This is a genomic window from Afipia clevelandensis ATCC 49720, from assembly GCF_000336555.1.
In the GTDB taxonomy this organism is placed as follows: domain Bacteria; phylum Pseudomonadota; class Alphaproteobacteria; order Rhizobiales; family Xanthobacteraceae; genus Afipia; species Afipia clevelandensis.
The window spans coordinates 3,596,017-3,615,240 of record NZ_KB375281.1; the positions used below are offsets into that span (position 1 = coordinate 3,596,017).

The following is a 19,224-nucleotide window of genomic DNA, read 5'->3' on the forward strand; positions in this document are numbered from 1 at the left end:
CCAGCCGGGATCGCATCGTTAAATGATTGAATGAGCGCGTGATTTTGGGATCATGCGCGAGCCTGCCGGACCCTGTAATGCCGATCCGCCTCACCAGCCATACCGCTGATTTTGCCGAGCGCTTCAACGCATTTCTCGCAACGAAGCGAGAGGTTTCGGCCGATGTCGAAAACGCCGTTCGCGCCATCGTCGATGACGTGCGTCGGCGCGGTGATGCCGCTGTGATCGAGGCCACCCGGACGTTCGACCGGTTCTCTGTCGCGGCCGATGGCCTGCGCTTTACGCCCGCCGAGATCGACGAGGCCGTGAAGGCATGTGACGCTGCGACGCTCGATGCGCTGAAGTTCGCGCGCGACCGGATCGAGGCATTTCACAAGCGGCAGATGCCGAAGGACGAGCGCTTTACCGATGCGGCCGGTGTTGAACTCGGCTGGCGCTGGAGCGCGGTCGAAGCCGTCGGCCTTTACGTGCCGGGCGGAACCGCGGCCTATCCCTCGTCGGTCCTCATGAATGTTGTGCCGGCGATCGTTGCCGGAGTGCCGCGCGTGGTGATGGTCGTGCCGACGCCGGACGGGAAAATCCTCAATCCGCTGGTGCTGGCCGCTGCGCGTCTGAGCGGCGTTTCCGAAATCTATCGTGTCGGCGGCGCGCAGGCGGTGGCCGCACTCGCGTATGGCACTGCGACCGTCAAGCCGGTGGCCAAGATCGTCGGCCCCGGCAATGCCTATGTCGCGGCGGCCAAGCGGCTGGTGTTCGGCAAGGTCGGCATTGACATGATCGCAGGTCCCTCCGAAGTGCTGGTGATCGCGGACCGTACCGGGAATCCGGACTGGATCGCGGCTGATCTTCTGGCGCAGGCCGAGCACGGCGCGGACTCGCAATCGATTCTGATCACCGACGACGAAACGCTGGCGAACGACGTCGCCCGCGCCGTCGAAGCACAACTGACCACGCTGCCGCGCGGAGAGATCGCGCGCGCCTCGTGGAACGATTTCGGCGCGATCATTCTGGTCAGGTCGCTCGACGAATCCGTCGCGCTGGCGGATGCCATCGCCGCCGAACATCTCGAAATCATCACCGCCGATCCCGAATCTTTGAGTGCGAAGATTCGTAACGCCGGCGCGATCTTTCTCGGCGGCCATACGCCGGAAGCGATCGGCGATTATGTCGGCGGCTCGAACCATGTGCTGCCGACGGCGCGTTCGGCGCGGTTCTCGTCCGGCCTCGGCGTGCTGGATTTTATGAAGCGCACCTCGATCCTCAAGTGCGGGCCGGATCAGCTCCGTGCGCTGGGGCCGGCGGCGATGACGCTGGGCAAGGCGGAAGGACTTGAAGCGCATGCGCGCTCGGTCGGGTTGCGGCTGAATCTGACATGAGCAAGCCCGCGCCAGACAAGGACGCCAACAACCGCGTGGTCGCGGTGACGCTCGATGAGGAATCCATCGGGCGGTCCGGTCCGGATATCGAGCACGAGCGCGCGATTGCGATCTACGATCTTGTCGAGCAGAACCTGTTCGCGCCGGAGGGCGACCATACCGGGCCGTTCACGCTGCATATCGGCATCACCGGCAACCGCCTGATGTTCGACATCAAGCGCGCCGACGGCACGCCCTGTGTGGTGCATCTGTTGTCGCTGACGCCGTTCCGCCGGATCGTGAAGGACTATTTCATGATCTGCGACAGCTACTATCAGGCGATCCGCACCGCGACGCCGGACAAGATCGAAGCCATCGACATGGGCCGCAAGGGTATCCATGACGAAGGCTCGCGCACCCTGATGGAGCGCCTGGAGGGCAAGGTGCGGGTCGATTTCGAGACCTCGCGCCGCCTGTTCACCCTGATTTCAGTGCTGCACTGGAAGGGCGAAGGGGGCGGGGCGTGATTGCGGCGTGCATCGTGTGTAAACCTCGCGGGAAAGCCTGAGGCATGGCGCGTTCTCCGCAGGCCGTCCTGTTCATGTGCGGGCAGAACAGCGTTCGATCTCCGACGGCGGCTTGCCTGTTGCGGCATCTCGTGCCGCGCGGGCTGTATGTGCAATCGGCGGGCGTCAGCAAGGCGGACCTCGATCCGTTCGCCGTCGCGGTGATGAAGGAGATCGGCCTCGACATGTCCAACCACAAGCCATGGACCGTCGAGGATCTGGAGGACTGGGAAGGCCTGAACTTCGATCTGATCGTGACGTTGTCTCCGGAAGCGCATCACAAGGCGCTGCAACTCACCGCGACCTCGGCCACCGATGTCGAATACTGGCCGACGCCGGACCCGGTCGGCGTCGAGGGCCGCCGCGAATTGCAACTCGATGCCTATCGCAACGTCCGGGACAGTCTGCAGAAGCGCATCCGCGAGCGTTTCGGACCAGCCGCCATCAAGAACGAGTAGGACAAATCGCCCGAAATCGGCCTCCGGCGCGCCGCCGCGCTGTTGTCGCCGCCGCCCCCTTCGGATAGTTTCCGCGCCCATTGACCCCTCAGCGACATTGATCAATCCCGCATGTTAGGCCGTACCAAATTCGTGCTTGCTTCCGGCTCGCCCCGCCGCCTCAGCCTGCTCAATCAGGCCGGCATCGAGCCCGATGCGCTGCGCCCCGCCGATGTCGACGAGACGCCGAAACGCGGTGAACTGCCGCGCGCCTGCGCCAACCGCCTCGCGCGCGCCAAGGCCGAGGCTGCGCTCAAATCGGTCCAGCTCGATGACGAATTGCGCGGCTCCTACATTCTCGCCGCCGACACGGTGGTTGCGGTGGGCCGCCGGATCCTGCCAAAGGCGGAACTGGTGGATGAAGCCTCGCAGTGTCTTCGGCTACTGTCGGGCCGCAACCATCGGGTTTACACGGCGATCTGCCTTGTCACGCCGAAAGAGAGCTTCCGTCAGCGTCTGGTGGAGACCCGCGTGCGTTTCAAGCGCCTGAGCGAGGATGATATCCAGGCCTATATCGGCTCCGGCGAATGGCGCGGCAAGGCAGGCGGCTATGCCGTGCAAGGCATCGCCGGCTCGTTCGTGGTGAAGCTGGTCGGCTCCTACACCAATGTTGTCGGATTGCCGCTTTATGAGACCACGGCGCTGCTCGGCGGAGAGGGTTTCCCGATCCGGTTCGGCTGGCTGAATGCGAGTTGATGGCGAAAAATCTGCGGCCCGCGTGAAACCGTGCCCGATCTGCGGCAAGCCGCCGGTGGAGGCCTCGCGGCCGTTCTGCTCTGAGCGCTGCCGCGAGGTGGACCTCAACCGCTGGCTGTCGGGCTCCTATGCCATCCCGGCGCGGGAAACCGACGACGAGGACGACATGGACGAGCCGAAATAGGTCGTTCGGCCCTTTTTCCGAGGCTTCGGAAGCCCTTGAATCCGATGAAATTTTGTCGCGCGCCGGCGGCAGTCATGGGGCGTGGGGAAATTGCGCCGGTGGCTGGACAGGGCGGTTCTGGCTCTCTATAAACCGGCGCTCCCTCCAAGCTGTCTTGGCAGCGTTCGAGGCGGCGCCCAGGTAGCTCAGTTGGTAGAGCATGCGACTGAAAATCGCAGTGTCGGTGGTTCGATCCCGCCCCTGGGCACCATTTCTCCCACATCCCATCGGTCAGATATCGGATATCTCGCGCGGCGTGACGTGAAAACGCGCCCGCTGATCGCGATGCATCGGCCCGGTTTGGCACCGTGATATCCTAGCTTTCCGGCGGCGGAACGAAGCAGAGGATTCCTGCCTCGGGCGTGTAGCAGAGGACCGCTCCGCCGGTAGGGTTGTCGCGCTCATCGAGGATCCGCTCCGCTGGAATGCGGAGCCAGAATGCCGACGAGATATGCCACCTGTGGTCGATCTTGACCTCATAGCCCCGGCTGTCCCGCCGCACCTCAGCCGTGCGGCAATCCGAAATGGAGCAACATTCCGCGCCGGTTCCCGGCTGCTTCAGGCTTTTGAACCACGGCGCCAGCCGCGGGTCGGCATTGTCAGGCGGCTGGGCATGGACTGGCGTTATCAAGAGTGCGGTTGCTGCGGTTCTCATCAGGAATGTTCGCATGCTGACCTCCGTCAAGACAGATGCGGCCGCCCCCGGGCTGGCTTGGTGCTTCAACTCCCCAATTAGCGACAATACGCCGTCAGGCCGGCATCGCAATCAGCCGGCGGCGCTCGTGTATACTGAGCCCGTCCCGGCTGGGTTGACTTCCGCTTGTCGTTCGACAGGAGCCCTCGATGCGATTGCGCCTGATCCTCGCTTTCATTGCTCTCGTCCTGCCGATCCATGCAGCCGCGCAGGACAAGCCGCTGCCGAGCGAGTGCCTCGCGATGGCGCAGTCGTTGCCGCGGGTGAGGTATGCCAGCCTGTCGCGGGTGGCGGCCGGCAGAGGCGAGGTGACGATCACCTATGCGGGGCACTCGACCTACATCATTGAGACGCCGGGCGGTGTGACTATCGCCACCGATTTCAGCGGCGCCTATACTGCCGGAAAATCGCCCAACGTGGTGACGATGAACCGGGCGCATACAACGCACTACACGCTCAATCCAGATCCCGGCATCGCCCATGTTCTGCACGGTTGGGGTGAGGGTGGCCAGCCGGCGCGGCATTCCAGAATGATCGGCGACGTGCTGATCCGGAACGTCACCACCGACATCCGCGCCTTCCGGTTCGATTCCGAAGCGCTGCAGAAGGACGGCAACTCGATCTTCATCTTCGAGGTCGCGGGCCTGTGCGTCGGCCATCTCGGTCATCTGCATCATCCGCTGGACGAGACGCACTACGCGGCGATCGGCCGTCTCGACATCGTGATGGTGCCGATCGACGGCACGTTCACGATGTCGCTCGATGGCGTATCCGAAATCACGCGGCGGCTGCGTTCCTCCATCGTGCTGCCGATGCACCGCTTCGCGACGCCGCTCAGTGAATTTCTGGCGCGGATGAACGGGCAGTTCGAGATAGACATCCGTCCCGAGCGGTCGTTCACCGTTTCGCGCGATACCTTGCCGCAGAAACCGACCATGATCGTGCTGGACGGAGTCTAGGTTTCAGAACGCCGCGGCGAGATCCTTCGCGCCCTGCAGGTTGACCTGATTGTCCATCCGCGCGTCGGTCGCAGCGAGCAACCTTGCGACAGTGTTGTTGCGGATCGCCACCGGATTGCGCTCATAGCCGTTGCGCTGGAAGAAATTCGAGGTCGGAACGATCACGCGCAGTGACTGCGGCATCGACACCATGTCGAAACCGTTGCCGTCGCCAGTCAGGTTCATCATTTCAAGCTCGGCGGCGGTGAGCGGCGCGTTGTGGCCCTTGCGCTTGGCGAAGGTCACCGAGTCCATCAGCTTGAGCGTCTGCAGCACCGGGCCGACATCCATGTCGAGATTGAGCGCATGGACCCCGATGCCGCGCGGCGTGACGCCGAGTTTTTCATGCGCGCTCCACTGGTTCGGTACGGTTTTGCAGAACGCGACCATCTGCTGGACGATGGCGGCCTTGCGCTGCAGGTCGGCTTTCTGCGCGCCGCTGGCTTGATGCGCCTTGTCGTGCATGGCCTTGACCACAAGGCCGCCGTGTTCCGCGAGGATGCTGATGGTGTTGGTGGTCAGAAGCTGGTTGTAGCCGAGCGCGGTGGAGATCGCACGGGCTCCGGGGCGAGTGCCTTCCAGCCCGGCCTGCACATCGTACTTGCCGTTGCCGCCGGATTCAAAGCTGTAGACCCGCACCGCCTGATCGCGCGTCAGGCCGAAGCTCGCCGCCACCCGCGCATAGGCGCGCTTGTAGTCGATCTCGTTGACTGGCTTGCGCGGCGAGAAATTGAAATGCTGCTGCGCCTGGGCGAGGAAATCTGCCACCACGGGCAGCGGTGCGCGCGGTTTCGGCTGTTTTTCCGGCGGCGTGGGATCGCGCGGCTTCGGTGGGCCGCTATAGACAGGCGGCTGGGTCAGGACGTAGTCCTCGGCAACGATAGTCTCGCCGTTGCGGCGTTTGGCGAAGCGCGCGCGCCGCTTCTCGCTGATCGTGCTCCAGTAGGCAGAGGCGGCTTCCTCAAACGGCTCGCGCACGGCGTTATACTCGGCGAGCTTGCGGCGATAGTCCGCCATCTGCTGCGGCGTCTGGGCGATGGCGGCAGAAAACCACGCTGCGGCACATGCCGCAGCCGCAAGGCCTGTGACCGCGCGTGAACGGGGCCTCACATGAACACCGCGACGTTCTGCCGGCTGACCAGAATGGGCTGGCGGGCGGAATTCCACAGCGTGGTCGCCTGGCTGGAATAGCCGCCGACGACATTCTCCGCCTTGGTTTGCAGCAGCCACCAGCCGTCCTGGGTCTCCGGCATGTCGGTGAGCAGATCGACGGCCCACGTCATGGTGCTGATCGGTCCCGGCCGTTCAAACAGCACCAGCGCTGCGGGCGGCGGCGCGTCGGTGAGCGCGACCAGCGCCGACATTGTCGCCGGCTTCGCCGGGTCCTGATGACGCAGCCAGATCGAGAAGTTCGGATTCTGGCTTTGGCTGAACGGCGGATGCCCGCCGGCGAAACGGCCTTCAAAGTGCTGGATGAAGTTCAGTCCCGGAATCTTGCGGAAGAACGGTGGGCAAGCTTCGGGTTCCGGCACGCTGGGCGCCGCGAGACTACCATAGGCAACAGCGGAGGTGCGCGCCGTGCCGTAGCAGAGCGTCGCGCGTGTCGCGAGGCCGCCTTCGCCGAACAGTTCGACGCCGACGAACACGGTGGACTTGCCTTTCCGCAGCAGCGTCGGGCGGATCATCACGGTGCCGGCGGCCGGACCGACAAAGCTGAACTGCGCGGAGCGTAACGGCGGCAGGTCGGAGAAATGCTGCGCCACGCTTTCCAGACAGAAGGCTGCGGTCAGGCCGCCATAGATGGTTCGCCCTTGCAGCCAGTCTTCCGTCGCGGTGACGGAACTGGTGTCGGCCTCCGCGGTCATGCTTGCCATCAGTGCGGTGAAATCAATCATCGTCTTGCGCCTGTTCCAGAAATTGTCCGCAATTGTATCGCGGCTTTTGATGTTTAAGTCGTCATGCCGCCCATGCGGTGCGACTCAACTGGCGGAATCATACGTGGCATGCTGGCCATTGGAAGTTCTTGCGCCGTCCCGGGCGAATTCCACCCCTGGAACGGGCGTTGAAAAACATGTCCGCACCGCTTGCAAGTCCGCTTTGACTCATCGCGGACTCAATCTGTCAGTAGGACTGACCGAATCGAGTTATCAACAGGCGTTTCGGCTGCTCTTTCGAATCATTCTCGCTTCACGTTACGAGATCGTCTCAAATGTGACGCTTGGGTGACTGTGGCGTTCGCGTGCGGGGCGACGATCATGAACAAACTTGTTTCGCCGAAAGGCATTGTGTCGCGTGAGTCGTCGAAGCTGTTTGGCGATGTTCCGAAGCCGGATCGCGCCGAATGGGAAAAGACACTCAAGGCGCTGAAGCCGTGGTTGAGCCCCGAAAAGTTCGCGGAGACCGAGGCCATTCACTGGCGCATGTTCGAGCGCGCAAATCGCTGGCACGAAAATTTTTCGTTGTCGTCGGACGATCCCGCAGCCTCCTGAATCCGAACGAGTGCGGCGTGCGATCACACGCTGCTGGCTGATGGTTCGATTTCCACATTTCCGCCCTTGGCGCGATCCGGCGTTTCATCCTTCCAGCGCACCGATCCCAGCGGCCGCTCCAGCATGCGGTGAATCTTGATCGGCTCCGGCCCAAGGTGGAATTCGATCGCCTTGAGCTGGATTTCCCGCTCCGACTGGGTCGAGCGATTGCGCTGGCGCAGATAATCGAGCCAGGTCGGGCAGTGATAACGCTCGATCCACAGTTCCGGATCGGTGATGTCGCGGGCGATCGACCAGTCATAGGCACCGTTGCGCTGACGGATCGCCTGAAGCTGCAGCATCGTGGTGTAGAAGGCGCGTGCCTGCTGCTGGTTCACGCGATATTCGATCTCGACCACGATGGGTCCGCTACGCGGCGTGATGGCGAGGTTGACTTCCGGCTCTTCCAGCGCATCGACCGCGTCGTTATTCGTCCCTTCCGTGGACGGCATGCGGAACCAGATCGCAAGGACCGGCGATACAAACATCGCTGCGCCCGCGATGAGCAAGGCGTTGTTGAGCCCGACGATGTTGGCGACATAGCCCCACAGCCAACTCCCGATTGCGACGCCGCCGGCGATTGCGGCCTGATAGGCTGCCAGCGCACGCCCCGCGACCCAGCGCGGCGTCGAGAGTTGCACGCCGATATTGAACAGCGTCACCGCGATCATCCAGGATGAGCCGGCCACCACCAGTCCGGCCCCGGTGAGCACCGGCCAGCGGCTCAGGGCGAGGATACAGATCGCCAGCCCCATGGTCAGCGCGCAAAGCCGGACGGCGGCTTCGCTGCTCAGGCGGGCGCGGACGCTGGAAATGTTGAGCGCGCCGAGCACGCCGCCGATGCCGAAACAGCCGAGCATGATGCCGTAGGTTTGCGCGCTGCCGTGAAGGGTGTCGCGCGATACCAGCGGCAGCAGCGCGAGCACCGAGCCGCCCGCGATGCCGGTCACCAGCGTGCGATACAGCACAATCCGGATCGAGGGCGAATGGATGATGTAACGCACGCCGGAGACCACGGCGCGGCGCAGCCGCTCCGGCGGCAGCCGCGACGGCTCCAGCGTGCGCTGCCAGAGATAAAGCACGATAATCAGCGGAATATAGAGCAGCACGTTGGACACGAACGCGGCCACCGCGCCCGCAGCGGCCACGATGATGCCGCCCAGCGCCGGGCCAAAGCTGCGCGCGATATTGTAGCTGATGCCGTTCAGCGCCACCGCCGAGGGCAGCGTCTCGGGCGGAACCTGTTCGCTGACCGAGGCCTGCCATGACGGGCCGAACAGTGCCATGCCGCTGCCGATCATGAAGCAGAACAGCAGCAGGCTGTTAGGCGTGATGGCATTGACGTAGGCGAGAGTCGCCAGCGTGACCCCGCCGATGAGCCCGAGCGACAGCGCAATCAGGCCGACGATGCGGCGGTCGTACATGTCGGCGATGGCGCCGGCGGCCAGCGAGAGGAGCATGATCGGCATCATCAGTGCGGTCTGCACCAGCGCCACCATGCCGGCCGAGGAGGTCATCTGGGTCATGGCCCATGCGGCGCCGACGCCGTTGATCATCAGCCCGAGATTGGTGAGCAGGCTGGCCGTCCAGATTCTCCGGAACACGGCATGGCGCAGCGGCGCGGTGATTCCGTCGGCCGAGAAAAGCGAGCTTTTGGCGGATTTATCGGTCGTCGTGCTCACAAAGGCCTCTGGACGATTCACGGAAAGCGGGCGGAGCGGCCGCAACGGCAGCCGCGACTGTGTTACAATCGGAGTGCATTGAAAAGGGATTTGCTACCAGCGCCACTGTCCGTCGGCGGTCCAGCGCGAGCGATATCCGGTCAGGCGCATCCAGCGCGTGATGATCTGGTCGAAGCCGGTGATGTAGTCGCACGCGGCGTCGCGGGACCATTTTCCATCCGCCTTGATGTCGGCGATGGTTTTCTCGCTGGCATAGGAAAAGAGCTGAAGCGGCTTGGCGGGATCGTTGACTTCCGAACGGTTGGCGATCAGTTCGCGGTCCAGCTTGTTGAACACGACGCAGGGCGTGCTGGCATAGGTTAGCCGTTGCTCGTCGACGACAACCCGCGCGTTGTCCGGCGGCGGCTCTACCTTGTAGGAGAAAAGGATCGCGGCGGCCGCGATCAGGACGGCGAGGATGGCGCTGGTCAAAATCGGCCAGAGCCTGGACCTGACATCGCTCGCGGGAATCGGTTGCGCCATGGACTCGATGCTAGCATGGCCGGACGGAATGGTCCCGGATGCAGCGGGGACGCTGCACCCGGGCGTGGCGGTTACTGAGGCTGGATCTTGGCGAATTGGGCGACCTTGCCCCACTTTTCGGTCTCGGCGATGACAAAGGCCTGCATCTCTTCAGGCGTGTTGCCAATCGGCTCGCCGCCCAGCTTGCGGATGCGCTCGATGCCCTCCGGAGACTTGATATACTTGATGATGCTGGCATTGAGCTTCATCACGATATCCTTCGACACCTTGGCCGGGGCGGCGACAGTGAACCACGACGCGGCGTCGTACCCCTTCACGGTGTCAGCGATCGGCGGAATGTTCGGCAGCAGCGGCCATTTCTCCGCGGTGCTCACTGCCAGCGGACGCACGTTGCCGGCTTCAGCGAACGGCAGCACCGCCGGAAGATTGTCGATCATGACATGGACGCGGCCGGCCACGAGGTCGGTCAGGGCCGGTGCGCTGCCCTTGTAAGGCACATGCACGATGTCGATGCCGGTCATCGACTTGAACAGTTCGGTGGACAGGTGCGCCGTGCTGCCAAGGCCGGGCGTGCCGTAGAACAATTGTCCCGGCTTCGACTTCGCCAGCGCGATGAATTCGGCGACCGACTTCGCCTCCACCGACGGGGTGACCGACATAAGGTTCGGCACCCGCGCGATAATGGTGACCGGCTGGATGTCCTTGATCGGATCGTAGGGCATGTTCTTCTGAACATACTTGTTGATCGCATGGGTACCGGGCGTGCCGACAATGAACGTATATCCGTCCGGATCGGACTTCGCGACGAAATCGGCGGCGATATTGCCGCCCGCGCCGGGCTTGTTTTCGACGATGAACTGCTGGCCGTACTCTTCCGAGAGCTTCTGCGCCACCAGGCGGCCGAGAATGTCGGTGGTGCCGCCGGCTGCGAAAGGCACGACGAATTTAACGGGACGATCCGGCCATGCGGAGGCTTTGGAGGTCTGGCTCAGGAACGGTGTGGCCGCCAGCGCGGCGCCGCCCGCCAGAATGCGGCGGCGAGTGATATGCGATCCTGAAACAGGCTGTACGGAAGTCGGTCGCTTGGTCATATTTTTGCAGTCTCCATCCCGCCCGCTGTGCGGGCCTTGTTGTTGTCACCGGATTGGCCGGTGCTGTCAGCGTTCTAAAGCATCCATCAGGGCTTGGCCATGTGAGCCGTGCCTGCAGGCGTGAGGCGAGGAGCCTGCAGCGGCGTTATTACCCGCGCACGACGGTTCCTTCTCGCAGCGCAGCAAAAGCGGATCGCGCGTCCTAGACCAATGTCTAGGGCCGGTCATGCCGGTCTTATTGCGTTCTTGCCCATGTCACGGGTTGACCGCGTGCGCTCATCCGTCCAATTTCGCGCGAAATTTTAAAAAGGATCAGCGAATGAAGAAGACCCTGTTTGCCGCCGCCGTCCTGTCCGCCACTGCGCTGGCCGCGCCAGCCGCTCATGCCCAGCAGTTCATCAACATTCTCACCGGCGGAACGTCGGGCGTCTATTATCCGCTCGGTGTGGCGATCGGAAAAATCTACGGCGAAAAGATTTCCGGCGTTAAAACCCAGGTGCAGGCCACCAAGGCCTCGGTCGAGAATCTCAATCTGATCGAGCAGGGCCGCGGTGAACTCGCCTTCACCCTCGGTGACTCGCTGAAGGCCGCAGTCGACGGCGATGAGGAAGCGGGCTTCAAGAAGAAGCTGGATAAGCTGCGCACCATCGGCGCGATCTATCCGAACTACATCCAGATCGTCGCGACCGCCGACAGCGGCATCAAGACGCTCGCCGATCTCAAGGGCAAGACGCTGTCGGTCGGCGCGCCGAAGTCGGGCACCGAACTCAACGCGCGCGCGATCCTGAAAGCGGCGGGTCTGAGCTACAAGGATCTCGGCAAGGTCGAATACCTGCCGTTCGCCGAGTCGGTCGACCTGATGAAGAACCGTCAGCTCAACGCCACGCTGCAGTCGGCGGGCCTTGGCGTCGCGTCGCTGAAGGATCTGTCCAGCTCAACCGAAATCAACGTGGTCTCGGTGCCGAAGGCTGTCGTTGACAAGATCGGACCTCCGTTCGTGTCGGTCACCATCCCGGCCAACACCTATACCGGTCAGAAGGCCGACGTTCCGACCGCCGCCGTGGTGAACTATCTCGTCACCAGTTCGGCGGTCTCCGACGACCTCGCATATCAAATGACCAAGCTGATCTTCGAGTCGCTGCCGGAACTTGCGAATGCCCATGTCGCCGGCAAGGACATCAAGCTGGAAACCGCGGCCACCGGCAGTCCGGCGCCGCTGCATCCGGGCGCGATCCGCTATTACAAGGAAAAGGGCCTGATCAAGTAAGGCCGGAAGACTTGCCGGATAAAGAAGACATGATGCCCGGGCTTGTCCCGGGCATCCACGTCTTTGCCGGCTATGACGGACTAGGCGTTGGGGCTTTAAGCGCTGCAAGGCGCGCGGGGACTGGGACATGATCTACGAGCACGGCACCGAGGAAAAGGTCAAAGTCGAACTCGATAATTTCGAGCACGGCTTTCCGGAGGGCTTCGGCCCCGGCTGGTGGGGCCATCTCGCCTATCTGATCGGCATCTGTTTTGCGGTGTTCCAGTTGATCATCGCGGCGTGGAATTTTCTCCCCAGCCAGGCGGTGCGCGGCATCCATGTCGGCTTCCTGCTGCTGCTGACCTTCGGTCTGATCGCCAATTTCACCGCGAAGACGAATTTCCAGCGCGCGATCGGCTGGATCATCGGCGGAGTTGGATTTTTCTGCGGTCTCTATCAGTACATTTTCTATGCGGAACTGATTCAGCGCGACGGCGATCCGACCCGGCTCGATCTCGTGGTCGGCACGGTGCTCGGCATCCTGATCTTCGAGGGCGTGCGCCGGATGATGGGCCTGGCGCTGCCGCTGATGTGCGGCGCGTGTCTGCTGTACTGGTTCTTCGGCCAGTATCTGCCGTCGCCGCTGAACCATCGTGGCTACGATTTCGATCAGATCGTGACGCATCTGTCCTACGGCACCGAAGGTTTTTATGGCGTGCCGATCTATGTTTCGGCGACCTATATCTTCCTGTTCATCCTGTTCGGCTCGTTCCTCGAACGCGCGGGCATGATCAAGCTGTTCACTGACGTCTCGCTCGGCCTGTTCGGCGGCACGCGCGGCGGTCCGGCGAAGGTGGCCGTGGTCGCATCGGGCATGATGGGCACGATTTCCGGTTCGGGTGTCGCCAACGTCGTCACCGTCGGCCAGTTCACGATTCCGCTAATGATCAAGTTCGGCTATCGCCGCGCCTTCGCGGCCGGTGTCGAGGCCACTGCCTCGATGGGCGGGCAGATCATGCCGCCTGTGATGGGCGCGGTCGCCTTCATCATGGCCGAGACTCTCGGCGTCGATTACTCGGTGATCGTCAAAGCCGCTGTCATTCCGGCGGTCCTCTACTTCGCGTCCGCATTCTGGATGGTGCATCTGGAAGCCGGCAAGTACGGCCTCACCGGCATGAAGAAGGACGAGATTCCGAGTGCGCTGAAGGCGCTGACCAAGGGCTGGTATCTCGTGCTGCCGCTGGCTGCGCTGGTGTTCATGCTGTTCGAGGGCTTCACCCCGCTTTACGCCGGTTCGATGGGCCTTGCGCTGACGGTCGCGCTGATTCTCGGCGCGAGCATCGTGCTCGGCTTTTCGAGCGTGGCGCTGCGTTACGTGTTCTGGATCGGCCTCGCGCTGATCGCCGGATCGTTGTTCCGCAACGGCACCTCGGTGGATATCCGCTATGTCGCGGCCATTGTCGGCGCGCTGGTGCTGATCGCTGCGCTGACCCGCGGCGGCCGCGCGACACTGACGGCCTGCCGCGACTCGCTGGCGGACAGCGCCAAGTCCGCGCTCACCGTCGGCATGGCCTGCGCCATCGTCGGCACCATCATCGGCATGATGACGCAGACCGGTGTCGGCACCATTTTCGGAAGCTGGGTGATCGGGCTTGGCGAAAAGAGCCTGTTCCTTGCGCTGATCATGACCATGCTGCTGTCGATCGTGCTCGGCACCGGCATCCCCACCATTCCGACCTATATCATCGTCGCCGCATTGGCCGCGCCGGCACTCGCCAAGCTGGGTGTGCCGCTGATCATCAGCCATATGTTCGCGTTCTACTACGGCATCATGGCCGATCTATCGCCGCCGGTGGCGCTGGCCGCACTGGCCGCGGCGCCCATCGCCAAGGAAAATCCGGACAAGATCGGCTGGGAGGCGATGCGGATCGCATTGGCCGGGTACGTCATCCCGTTCATCGCGGTTTATTCGCCGGCGCTGATGCTGCAGCCTGGCGACCCGATGCAGGCCTCGCTCGGCTTCTATGGCGCGGTGGCTTACGCCTTTGTCAAGGCGCTGGTCGCCATCGGCCTGTTCGGCATGGTTGCCATCGGCTACCTGTTTACGCGCATGAGTGTTGCCGAGCGGATTGCGTGCTTTATCGCCGCGCTGTTGCTGCTCGGCGAATTCACCTACAGCGACGAACTCGGCTTTGCGCTCGCGATTGCCGCTGTGATCTGGCAGTGGCGCAAAAAGCCGGCGCAGGTCGCTGCCAGCGCATGACCTGATCGCGTGAGGTAACCGTGGGTCTCTGTCTCGCCAGCGCAGGCGTCGTCAAGTCGCTTGCGGTGGCGTCGTTCATGCTGTCATGGACCCATTCGGTGGAGAAGATCGAGTGGCAGGAAGACTGGCGCGTCACGCCGCAGGGTCTCGAAATCGTGGAAGCGCGGGTCAAGGGTTCGGGCGCGGGGATGGAGCCGCCGCCGGAGGCGCGGCTGGCCAATGGCTGGTTTCACTGGACGCCGAAACTGCCGGTCCTTCCCGAGGTCGCGCTCGGAAATTCCGGAATGGCGGGAGAGTGGCGGCTCTGCAGCGGCGGCGTCTGCCAGACGCTGTCCGGCATTCTCGGAATGCCTGCCGGTCCCGTGACCACGATGCGGGCCTGCGACATGCCGGCGAATGTGAAGATCGGCGACGCCGCGCCGATGACCAACAGCGCGATAGCCGCGGAGCATGTTGCGGTTCTGATCGCGCGTGCGGGAGCGCTTGTCGAGGCAAAGCAGTTCGACAAGGCCATCGACAGCTACGACGAGGCGATCAGGCTCGATCCGAACAGCGCACGCCTGTTCGCGCTGCGCGCTGCGGCCTTCGCCTCCATGCACGAGCCGCGTCTTGCGATCCGCGATTACACCGAATCCGTCCGTCTTGATCCCGGCGTGATGAAGACCTATACCGACCGCGCCGCGGTCTTCAGACGAATCCGGCGCTTCGATCTTGCGATCGACGATCTCACCGAAGCCCTTCGTCGCGATCCTGCTTCCGCCGATCTCTATGACAGCCGTGGCCAGGTCTATGCGCACAACAATGCGTATGACCGCGCCATCGCGGACTACAACGAAGCCATCCGGTTGCGGCCCGCCGCCGCGTTTTATCTCAATCGCGGCATCGCCCGGCAGCTTAAGGACGAACTCGACCCGGCGATTGCGGATTACAACAAGGCGATCGAACTCGATGGCAAGCTGGCGCTGGCCTACAACAACCGCGGCATGGCGCTGCGTGCGCAGGGGCACCGCCCGCGCGCGCTGGCCGACTTCACAACGGCGATCAGGCTCGATCCGACCCTCGACGTTGCAGTTGCGCATCGCAAGGATCTGGCCCGGGAGATCGAGCGCCTCGGCGCGCGGATGCCGCTGAAGGGCAAAGACACCGGCCGATAGGCGCAACAACGGGAATTTTTTGTTCATTCTGACCGGACTTGTTCCGGGCATCCACGTCTTCTAGGCTCCAACGCAAGACGTGGATGGCCGGGATCAACGCGGCCATGATGACGGAGTTCAAAGCAGACCCATGACCGCCATTTCCAACAGCCGCTACGCCGAAATCCATGCGCGCTCATTGCGCGATCCGGAGGGATTCTGGGCCGAGGCCGCGCGCGAGATCGACTGGATCGAACCGGCGAAGAAAGTCTTCGATCCGTCCATGGGCCTTTATGGCCGCTGGTTCGCGGGGGGTGTGGTAAACACCTGCTACAACGCGCTGGATCGTCATGTCGCGGGCGGCCGCGCCAGCCAGCTTGCGCTGATTCATGACTCGCCGCTGACCAACACCGTTACGAAGTTCACTTATGCGGAATTGCTGCACGAGGTGCAGACACTGGCCGCCGTGATGCAGGATTTCGGCGTGGTGAAGGGCGACCGCGTCATTCTTTATATGCCCATGGTGCCGCAGGCGATGGTGGCGATGCTGGCCTGCGCCCGCATCGGCGCCATTCACTCCGTGGTGTTCGGCGGCTTTGCAGCGAAGGAACTGGCCACCCGCATCGAGGATGCCGAGCCGAAACTCATTCTCTCCGCAAGCTGCGGCTTGGAGCCGGGCCGCATCGTTCAATACAAGCCGCTGCTGGACGAGGCGATTAATCTCTCCAGCGTGAAGCCGCAGGCCTGCATCATCCTGCAGCGTCCGCAGCAGGCCTGCGATCTGATCAAGGGCCGCGATCACGACTGGGGCGAGCTGCGCGAGGCGGCGATCAAGGCGAAGAAGCTTGCTGCCTGCGTGCCGGTGCTGGCGACCGATCCGCTGTACATTCTTTACACATCAGGCACGACCGGAAAGCCGAAGGGCGTGGTGCGCGACAATGGCGGGCACCTCGTCGCGCTGAAATGGTCCATGTTCAATCTCTATGGTGTGAAGCCGGGCGAGGTATGGTGGTGCGGCTCCGATATCGGCTGGGTGGTCGGTCACAGCTACATCATTTACGGACCGCTTTTTCATGGCGCGACCTCGATCATGTACGAGGGCAAGCCGGTCGGCACGCCCGACGCCGGCGCGTTCTGGCGCGTGATCTCGCAGCATGGCGCGGTGGCATTTTTCACAGCGCCCACTGCATTCCGCGCCATCAAGAAGGATGATCCGAACGGCGAGTTCATTCGCAAGTATGACCTGACGAAATTCCGCACGCTGTTTCTCGCCGGCGAACGGGCCGATCCGCCAACGGTGGAGTGGGCCGAGCAGCAGTTGAAGGTGCCGGTGATCGATCACTGGTGGCAGACGGAAACCGGCTGGTGCATCGCCGGCAATCCGGTGGGGCTTGGGACATTGCCGGTCAAGCATGGCTCGCCGACAGTGCCGATGCCGGGCTATCAGGTGGACGTGGTCGATGAAGCAGCCAAGCCGCTGCCGCCGAACACCATGGGCTCCATCGTCATCAAGCTGCCGCTGCCGCCCGCCAACCTGCCGACGCTTTGGCAGCAGGACGAGCGCTGCAAGGAAGCGTACTTCACGGAATTCCCCGGCTACTACAAGACCTCCGACGCCGGCTACAAGGATGAGGACGGCTATGTCTTCGTGATGGGCCGCACCGATGACATCATCAATGTCGCGGGCCATCGTCTCTCCACCGGCGGCATGGAGGAGGTGCTGGCCTCGCATCCGGATGTCGCCGAATGCGCGGTGCTCGGCATCAAGGACGCGGTGAAGGGCGAGGTGCCGTGCGGCTTCCTGGTGCTGAAGGCCGGTGTGACCCGGCCTGTGGCGGAGATCGAAAAGGAAATCGTCGCGCTGGTGCGCGAGAAGATCGGACCCGTGGCCGCGTTCAAGCTCGCGATCACCGTGGCGCGGCTGCCGAAGACGCGCTCCGGCAAGATCCTGCGCGGGACCATCAAGAAGATCGCCGACGGCGAGCCATGGACCATGCCCGCGACCATCGAGGACCCGATGGTGCTGGAGGAAATCAAGGCGGCCCTCAGCGGCCGGGCCTGACAGAGGAGACGACAATGAACGAGGACGTCTTCAACACCAGCGTGCGCAAGTTTCTCAAGCAGGTCGGCGTGACCTCGCAGCGCCAGATCGAAAAGGCGGTGCGTGATGCGGTCGCTTCCGGCAAGCTGAAAGGTGGCGAAAAGCTGCCCGCCAAAATGGTGCTCACCATCGACGGAGTTGCGCTATCTTTCACGGTCGATGGCGAAATCGAGCTTGGATAGGCTCAAGACCCAGCCACGGTCGTCATCACCGGGCTTGACCCGGTGATCCCGATTGGTTGAGTACGGTGCCAGCCCCATCGGGATGGCCGGACATAGGCAAGCGGAAGCGACGCCGTTCCTCGAACGGCTGTGCCTGGCCATGACAAAACCTGAAAGGCCCGCTGTGCTGCGGCTCCAAAGGACATCAGATGAACGCATCAACTGCAAAATTTTCCAGCCTGCTTGCTTTCGCCGTTGCCGCGCTGTTGCTGTCGGCCTGCGCGCAATTCGAGCGCAACACCTCGCCGCAGGCCACCGTGGACGACGACGCCTATTGCCGCGCCAACGGAGGCGAGCCGGGATCGTCCGCCTATGTGGCCTGCCGCAAGGATCGCGACGTCCAGAGCAGCCGGGCGGCGGGCAGCAACTCGCGGATCGAGCGCTCTCACCGCAATCTGGCGGAAGACATGCTCAACAATCCGCGCTAAGGCTATCGGAATGCGGCGCGGATGCCGTGTTCTGTGATGGATATGCGATGGCGGTCAGGGACAGCAACGGCAACGAACTGAAGGACGGCGACACCGTCGTCGTCATCAAGGACCTGAAGGTCAAGGGTTCGTCCAGCGGACTGAAGCGCGGCACCGTGGTGAAGAACATCCGTCTCACCGGCAATGAGGACGAGATCGAAGGCCGCACCGACAAGATCAAGGGCCTCGTTCTGCGCACGGAATTTCTCAAGAAGGCGTAGCGGTCTTTACGCTCGCAGATTTGAAGGCTGATGATCCCATGAAACTTGCTGCACGGTACACCATCGGTCTCGTGGTCATGGTCCTTGCGACGATGGCGCCGGTGCTCGACTCCGCGCAGACCGCGCCGGCACAGGGGCAAAGCACGGCCCCGGACATCCTGAGCAAGGATGCGGTGCTGCGCGATCCGGAGATTCCCGCGCTCGGCAATCCCAAGGGCGACATCACCATTGTCGAGTTCTTCGATTACCAGTGCCCCTACTGCAAGAAAATCTCGCCGGTGCTGGATCAGGTGCTGAAGGACGACGGCAATGTGCGGCTGGTGCTGAAGGACTGGCCGATCCTCGGTGATCCGTCGGGCTATGCGGCCCGGCTTGTGCTGGCCACGAAGTATCAGAACAAGTATGAGGCCGCGCACCGCGCGCTGATCGTCAAGGTCGGCCGCCTCACCGAAGCTGTGATCGACGAGACGCTGGCGCAGGCCGGCGTCGATGTGACCAAAGCCAAGGCGGACCTCGCGGCGAACAAGGCGAAGATCGACGCGCTGCTCAAGCGTAACAGCGAGCAGGCGCAAGCGTTCGGCTTTCGCGGCACGCCTGTCTTCATTGTCGGGACGTTCCGCATTCCCGGCGGCCTGACGGCGGAGCAGTTCAAGCTCGCCATCGCCGATGCGCGGAAGGCGGCGAAGCAGGGCGGCGCAAAGGGGAAGTAGACCGGCTCAA

The 19,224-nt window shown here is 63.1% G+C and carries 21 protein-coding genes and 1 tRNA gene; 16 read left to right on the top strand and 6 right to left on the bottom strand.

Annotated features, from left to right (window positions below; genetic code table 11):
• Nucleotides 1-77: 77 nt before the first annotated feature.
• The 6 genes from hisD (at nucleotide 78) to HMPREF9696_RS17215 (ending at nucleotide 3,548) form a co-directional block, all read left to right on the top strand.
• Nucleotides 78-1,376, top strand: coding sequence for a histidinol dehydrogenase (gene hisD, locus HMPREF9696_RS17190; protein ID WP_002714313.1), 1,299 nt, complete (start codon nucleotides 78-80; stop codon nucleotides 1,374-1,376).
• Nucleotides 1,373-1,882: a UPF0262 family protein gene (locus tag HMPREF9696_RS17195; RefSeq protein ID WP_002714314.1), complete on the top strand. Its 510-nt coding sequence runs from the start codon at nucleotides 1,373-1,375 to the stop codon at nucleotides 1,880-1,882. Before hisD ends, HMPREF9696_RS17195 begins: the two co-directional genes overlap by 4 nt.
• 44 nt (nucleotides 1,883-1,926) lie before the next feature.
• Nucleotides 1,927-2,379 carry an arsenate-mycothiol transferase ArsC gene (locus tag HMPREF9696_RS17200; RefSeq protein WP_002714315.1) on the top strand — a complete coding sequence of 151 codons (453 nt, stop codon included), beginning with the start codon at nucleotides 1,927-1,929 and terminating at the stop codon, nucleotides 2,377-2,379.
• 111 nt (nucleotides 2,380-2,490) lie between these two features.
• Nucleotides 2,491-3,114, top strand: a complete 624-nt coding sequence (locus HMPREF9696_RS17205) for a Maf-like protein (RefSeq protein ID WP_002714316.1) — start codon at nucleotides 2,491-2,493, stop codon at nucleotides 3,112-3,114.
• A complete protein-coding gene (gene yacG / locus HMPREF9696_RS17210; RefSeq protein ID WP_002714317.1) occupies nucleotides 3,104-3,298 on the top strand; it encodes a DNA gyrase inhibitor YacG in 195 nt (64 codons plus the stop codon). Before HMPREF9696_RS17205 ends, yacG begins: the two co-directional genes overlap by 11 nt.
• A gap of 174 nt (nucleotides 3,299-3,472) precedes the next feature.
• Nucleotides 3,473-3,548: transfer RNA gene (locus HMPREF9696_RS17215), tRNA-Phe, on the top strand.
• A 105-nt stretch (nucleotides 3,549-3,653) separates the two neighbouring features.
• On the opposite strand, the gene HMPREF9696_RS17220 is transcribed toward HMPREF9696_RS17215, so the two are convergent.
• A complete protein-coding gene (locus HMPREF9696_RS17220) occupies nucleotides 3,654-3,992 on the bottom strand; it encodes a hypothetical protein (RefSeq protein WP_245259241.1) in 339 nt (112 codons plus the stop codon).
• 188 nt (nucleotides 3,993-4,180) lie between these two features.
• Between HMPREF9696_RS17220 and HMPREF9696_RS17225 the strand changes: the two genes are divergently transcribed.
• Entirely contained in the window at nucleotides 4,181-4,990 is an 810-nt protein-coding gene (locus HMPREF9696_RS17225; RefSeq protein WP_002714319.1) for an MBL fold metallo-hydrolase, read from the top strand.
• A 3-nt stretch (nucleotides 4,991-4,993) separates the two neighbouring features.
• Here the strand turns inward: HMPREF9696_RS17225 and HMPREF9696_RS17230 are convergent, their stop codons facing one another.
• Together HMPREF9696_RS17230 and HMPREF9696_RS17235 are read right to left on the bottom strand one after the other, a co-directional pair.
• A complete protein-coding gene (locus HMPREF9696_RS17230; protein ID WP_002714320.1) occupies nucleotides 4,994-6,046 on the bottom strand; it encodes a hypothetical protein in 1,053 nt (350 codons plus the stop codon).
• Nucleotides 6,047-6,135: 89 nt separating this feature from the next.
• Nucleotides 6,136-6,924 (bottom strand): thioesterase family protein, encoded by a 789-nt coding sequence (locus tag HMPREF9696_RS17235; RefSeq protein ID WP_002714321.1) that lies wholly within the window; start codon nucleotides 6,922-6,924, stop codon nucleotides 6,136-6,138.
• Between the two features lie 360 nt (nucleotides 6,925-7,284).
• On the opposite strand from HMPREF9696_RS17235, the gene HMPREF9696_RS17240 reads away from it, so the two are divergent.
• Nucleotides 7,285-7,518, top strand: coding sequence for a hypothetical protein (locus tag HMPREF9696_RS17240; protein WP_009735052.1), 234 nt, complete (start codon nucleotides 7,285-7,287; stop codon nucleotides 7,516-7,518).
• A gap of 23 nt (nucleotides 7,519-7,541) precedes the next feature.
• On the opposite strand, the gene HMPREF9696_RS17245 is transcribed toward HMPREF9696_RS17240, so the two are convergent.
• From HMPREF9696_RS17245 to HMPREF9696_RS17255, 3 genes are all read right to left on the bottom strand, one after another.
• Nucleotides 7,542-9,239, bottom strand: a complete 1,698-nt coding sequence (locus HMPREF9696_RS17245; RefSeq protein ID WP_002714323.1) for an MFS transporter — start codon at nucleotides 9,237-9,239, stop codon at nucleotides 7,542-7,544.
• A 93-nt stretch (nucleotides 9,240-9,332) separates the two neighbouring features.
• Nucleotides 9,333-9,761, bottom strand: a complete 429-nt coding sequence (locus HMPREF9696_RS17250; RefSeq protein ID WP_002714324.1) for a hypothetical protein — start codon at nucleotides 9,759-9,761, stop codon at nucleotides 9,333-9,335.
• A gap of 71 nt (nucleotides 9,762-9,832) precedes the next feature.
• A complete protein-coding gene (locus tag HMPREF9696_RS17255) occupies nucleotides 9,833-10,852 on the bottom strand; it encodes a Bug family tripartite tricarboxylate transporter substrate binding protein (RefSeq protein ID WP_002714325.1) in 1,020 nt (339 codons plus the stop codon).
• 319 nt (nucleotides 10,853-11,171) lie between these two features.
• On the opposite strand from HMPREF9696_RS17255, the gene HMPREF9696_RS17260 reads away from it, so the two are divergent.
• From HMPREF9696_RS17260 to HMPREF9696_RS17295, 8 genes are all read left to right on the top strand, one after another.
• Nucleotides 11,172-12,119 (top strand): TAXI family TRAP transporter solute-binding subunit, encoded by a 948-nt coding sequence (locus HMPREF9696_RS17260; RefSeq protein ID WP_002714326.1) that lies wholly within the window; start codon nucleotides 11,172-11,174, stop codon nucleotides 12,117-12,119.
• A gap of 127 nt (nucleotides 12,120-12,246) precedes the next feature.
• Nucleotides 12,247-14,361 carry a TRAP transporter permease gene (locus HMPREF9696_RS17265; protein ID WP_002714327.1) on the top strand — a complete coding sequence of 705 codons (2,115 nt, stop codon included), beginning with the start codon at nucleotides 12,247-12,249 and terminating at the stop codon, nucleotides 14,359-14,361.
• Between the two features lie 20 nt (nucleotides 14,362-14,381).
• Nucleotides 14,382-15,515, top strand: a complete 1,134-nt coding sequence (locus HMPREF9696_RS17270; protein WP_002714328.1) for a DUF1850 domain-containing protein — start codon at nucleotides 14,382-14,384, stop codon at nucleotides 15,513-15,515.
• 130 nt (nucleotides 15,516-15,645) lie between these two features.
• The gene (locus tag HMPREF9696_RS17275) at nucleotides 15,646-17,556 is read left to right on the top strand and encodes a propionyl-CoA synthetase (protein ID WP_002714329.1); all 1,911 of its coding nucleotides are present in this window, start codon (nucleotides 15,646-15,648) and stop codon (nucleotides 17,554-17,556) included.
• Between the two features lie 14 nt (nucleotides 17,557-17,570).
• Nucleotides 17,571-17,777: a DUF6494 family protein gene (locus HMPREF9696_RS17280; protein ID WP_002714330.1), complete on the top strand. Its 207-nt coding sequence runs from the start codon at nucleotides 17,571-17,573 to the stop codon at nucleotides 17,775-17,777.
• A gap of 188 nt (nucleotides 17,778-17,965) precedes the next feature.
• On the top strand, nucleotides 17,966-18,244 hold the full coding sequence (locus HMPREF9696_RS17285) for a hypothetical protein (RefSeq protein WP_002714331.1): 279 nt from the start codon (nucleotides 17,966-17,968) through the stop codon (nucleotides 18,242-18,244).
• Nucleotides 18,245-18,291: 47 nt separating this feature from the next.
• Complete coding sequence (locus tag HMPREF9696_RS17290) at nucleotides 18,292-18,504, top strand: alkylphosphonate utilization protein (protein WP_002714332.1); 213 nt, start codon at nucleotides 18,292-18,294, stop codon at nucleotides 18,502-18,504.
• A 38-nt stretch (nucleotides 18,505-18,542) separates the two neighbouring features.
• Nucleotides 18,543-19,214, top strand: coding sequence for a DsbA family protein (locus HMPREF9696_RS17295; protein ID WP_002714333.1), 672 nt, complete (start codon nucleotides 18,543-18,545; stop codon nucleotides 19,212-19,214).
• The last annotated feature ends 10 nt before the right edge of the window (nucleotides 19,215-19,224 follow it).

Bases quoted from the DNA above. Each gene is read 5' to 3' on its own strand.
- hisD (WP_002714313.1), top strand. From the start codon at position 78: ATGCCGATCCGCCTCACCAGCCATACCGCTGATTTTGCCGAGCGCTTC.
- HMPREF9696_RS17195 (WP_002714314.1), top strand. From the start codon at position 1,373: ATGAGCAAGCCCGCGCCAGACAAGGACGCCAACAACCGCGTGGTCGCG.
- HMPREF9696_RS17200 (WP_002714315.1), top strand. From the start codon at position 1,927: ATGGCGCGTTCTCCGCAGGCCGTCCTGTTCATGTGCGGGCAGAACAGC.
- HMPREF9696_RS17205 (WP_002714316.1), top strand. From the start codon at position 2,491: ATGTTAGGCCGTACCAAATTCGTGCTTGCTTCCGGCTCGCCCCGCCGC.
- yacG (WP_002714317.1), top strand. From the start codon at position 3,104: ATGCGAGTTGATGGCGAAAAATCTGCGGCCCGCGTGAAACCGTGCCCG.
- HMPREF9696_RS17220 (WP_245259241.1), bottom strand. From the start codon at position 3,992: ATGAGAACCGCAGCAACCGCACTCTTGATAACGCCAGTCCATGCCCAG.
- HMPREF9696_RS17225 (WP_002714319.1), top strand. From the start codon at position 4,181: ATGCGATTGCGCCTGATCCTCGCTTTCATTGCTCTCGTCCTGCCGATC.
- HMPREF9696_RS17230 (WP_002714320.1), bottom strand. From the start codon at position 6,046: ATGGCGGACTATCGCCGCAAGCTCGCCGAGTATAACGCCGTGCGCGAG.
- HMPREF9696_RS17235 (WP_002714321.1), bottom strand. From the start codon at position 6,924: ATGATTGATTTCACCGCACTGATGGCAAGCATGACCGCGGAGGCCGAC.
- HMPREF9696_RS17240 (WP_009735052.1), top strand. From the start codon at position 7,285: ATGAACAAACTTGTTTCGCCGAAAGGCATTGTGTCGCGTGAGTCGTCG.
- HMPREF9696_RS17250 (WP_002714324.1), bottom strand. From the start codon at position 9,761: ATGGCGCAACCGATTCCCGCGAGCGATGTCAGGTCCAGGCTCTGGCCG.
- HMPREF9696_RS17255 (WP_002714325.1), bottom strand. From the start codon at position 10,852: ATGACCAAGCGACCGACTTCCGTACAGCCTGTTTCAGGATCGCATATC.
- HMPREF9696_RS17260 (WP_002714326.1), top strand. From the start codon at position 11,172: ATGAAGAAGACCCTGTTTGCCGCCGCCGTCCTGTCCGCCACTGCGCTG.
- HMPREF9696_RS17265 (WP_002714327.1), top strand. From the start codon at position 12,247: ATGATCTACGAGCACGGCACCGAGGAAAAGGTCAAAGTCGAACTCGAT.
- HMPREF9696_RS17275 (WP_002714329.1), top strand. From the start codon at position 15,646: ATGACCGCCATTTCCAACAGCCGCTACGCCGAAATCCATGCGCGCTCA.
- HMPREF9696_RS17280 (WP_002714330.1), top strand. From the start codon at position 17,571: ATGAACGAGGACGTCTTCAACACCAGCGTGCGCAAGTTTCTCAAGCAG.
- HMPREF9696_RS17285 (WP_002714331.1), top strand. From the start codon at position 17,966: ATGAACGCATCAACTGCAAAATTTTCCAGCCTGCTTGCTTTCGCCGTT.
- HMPREF9696_RS17290 (WP_002714332.1), top strand. From the start codon at position 18,292: ATGGCGGTCAGGGACAGCAACGGCAACGAACTGAAGGACGGCGACACC.
- HMPREF9696_RS17295 (WP_002714333.1), top strand. From the start codon at position 18,543: ATGAAACTTGCTGCACGGTACACCATCGGTCTCGTGGTCATGGTCCTT.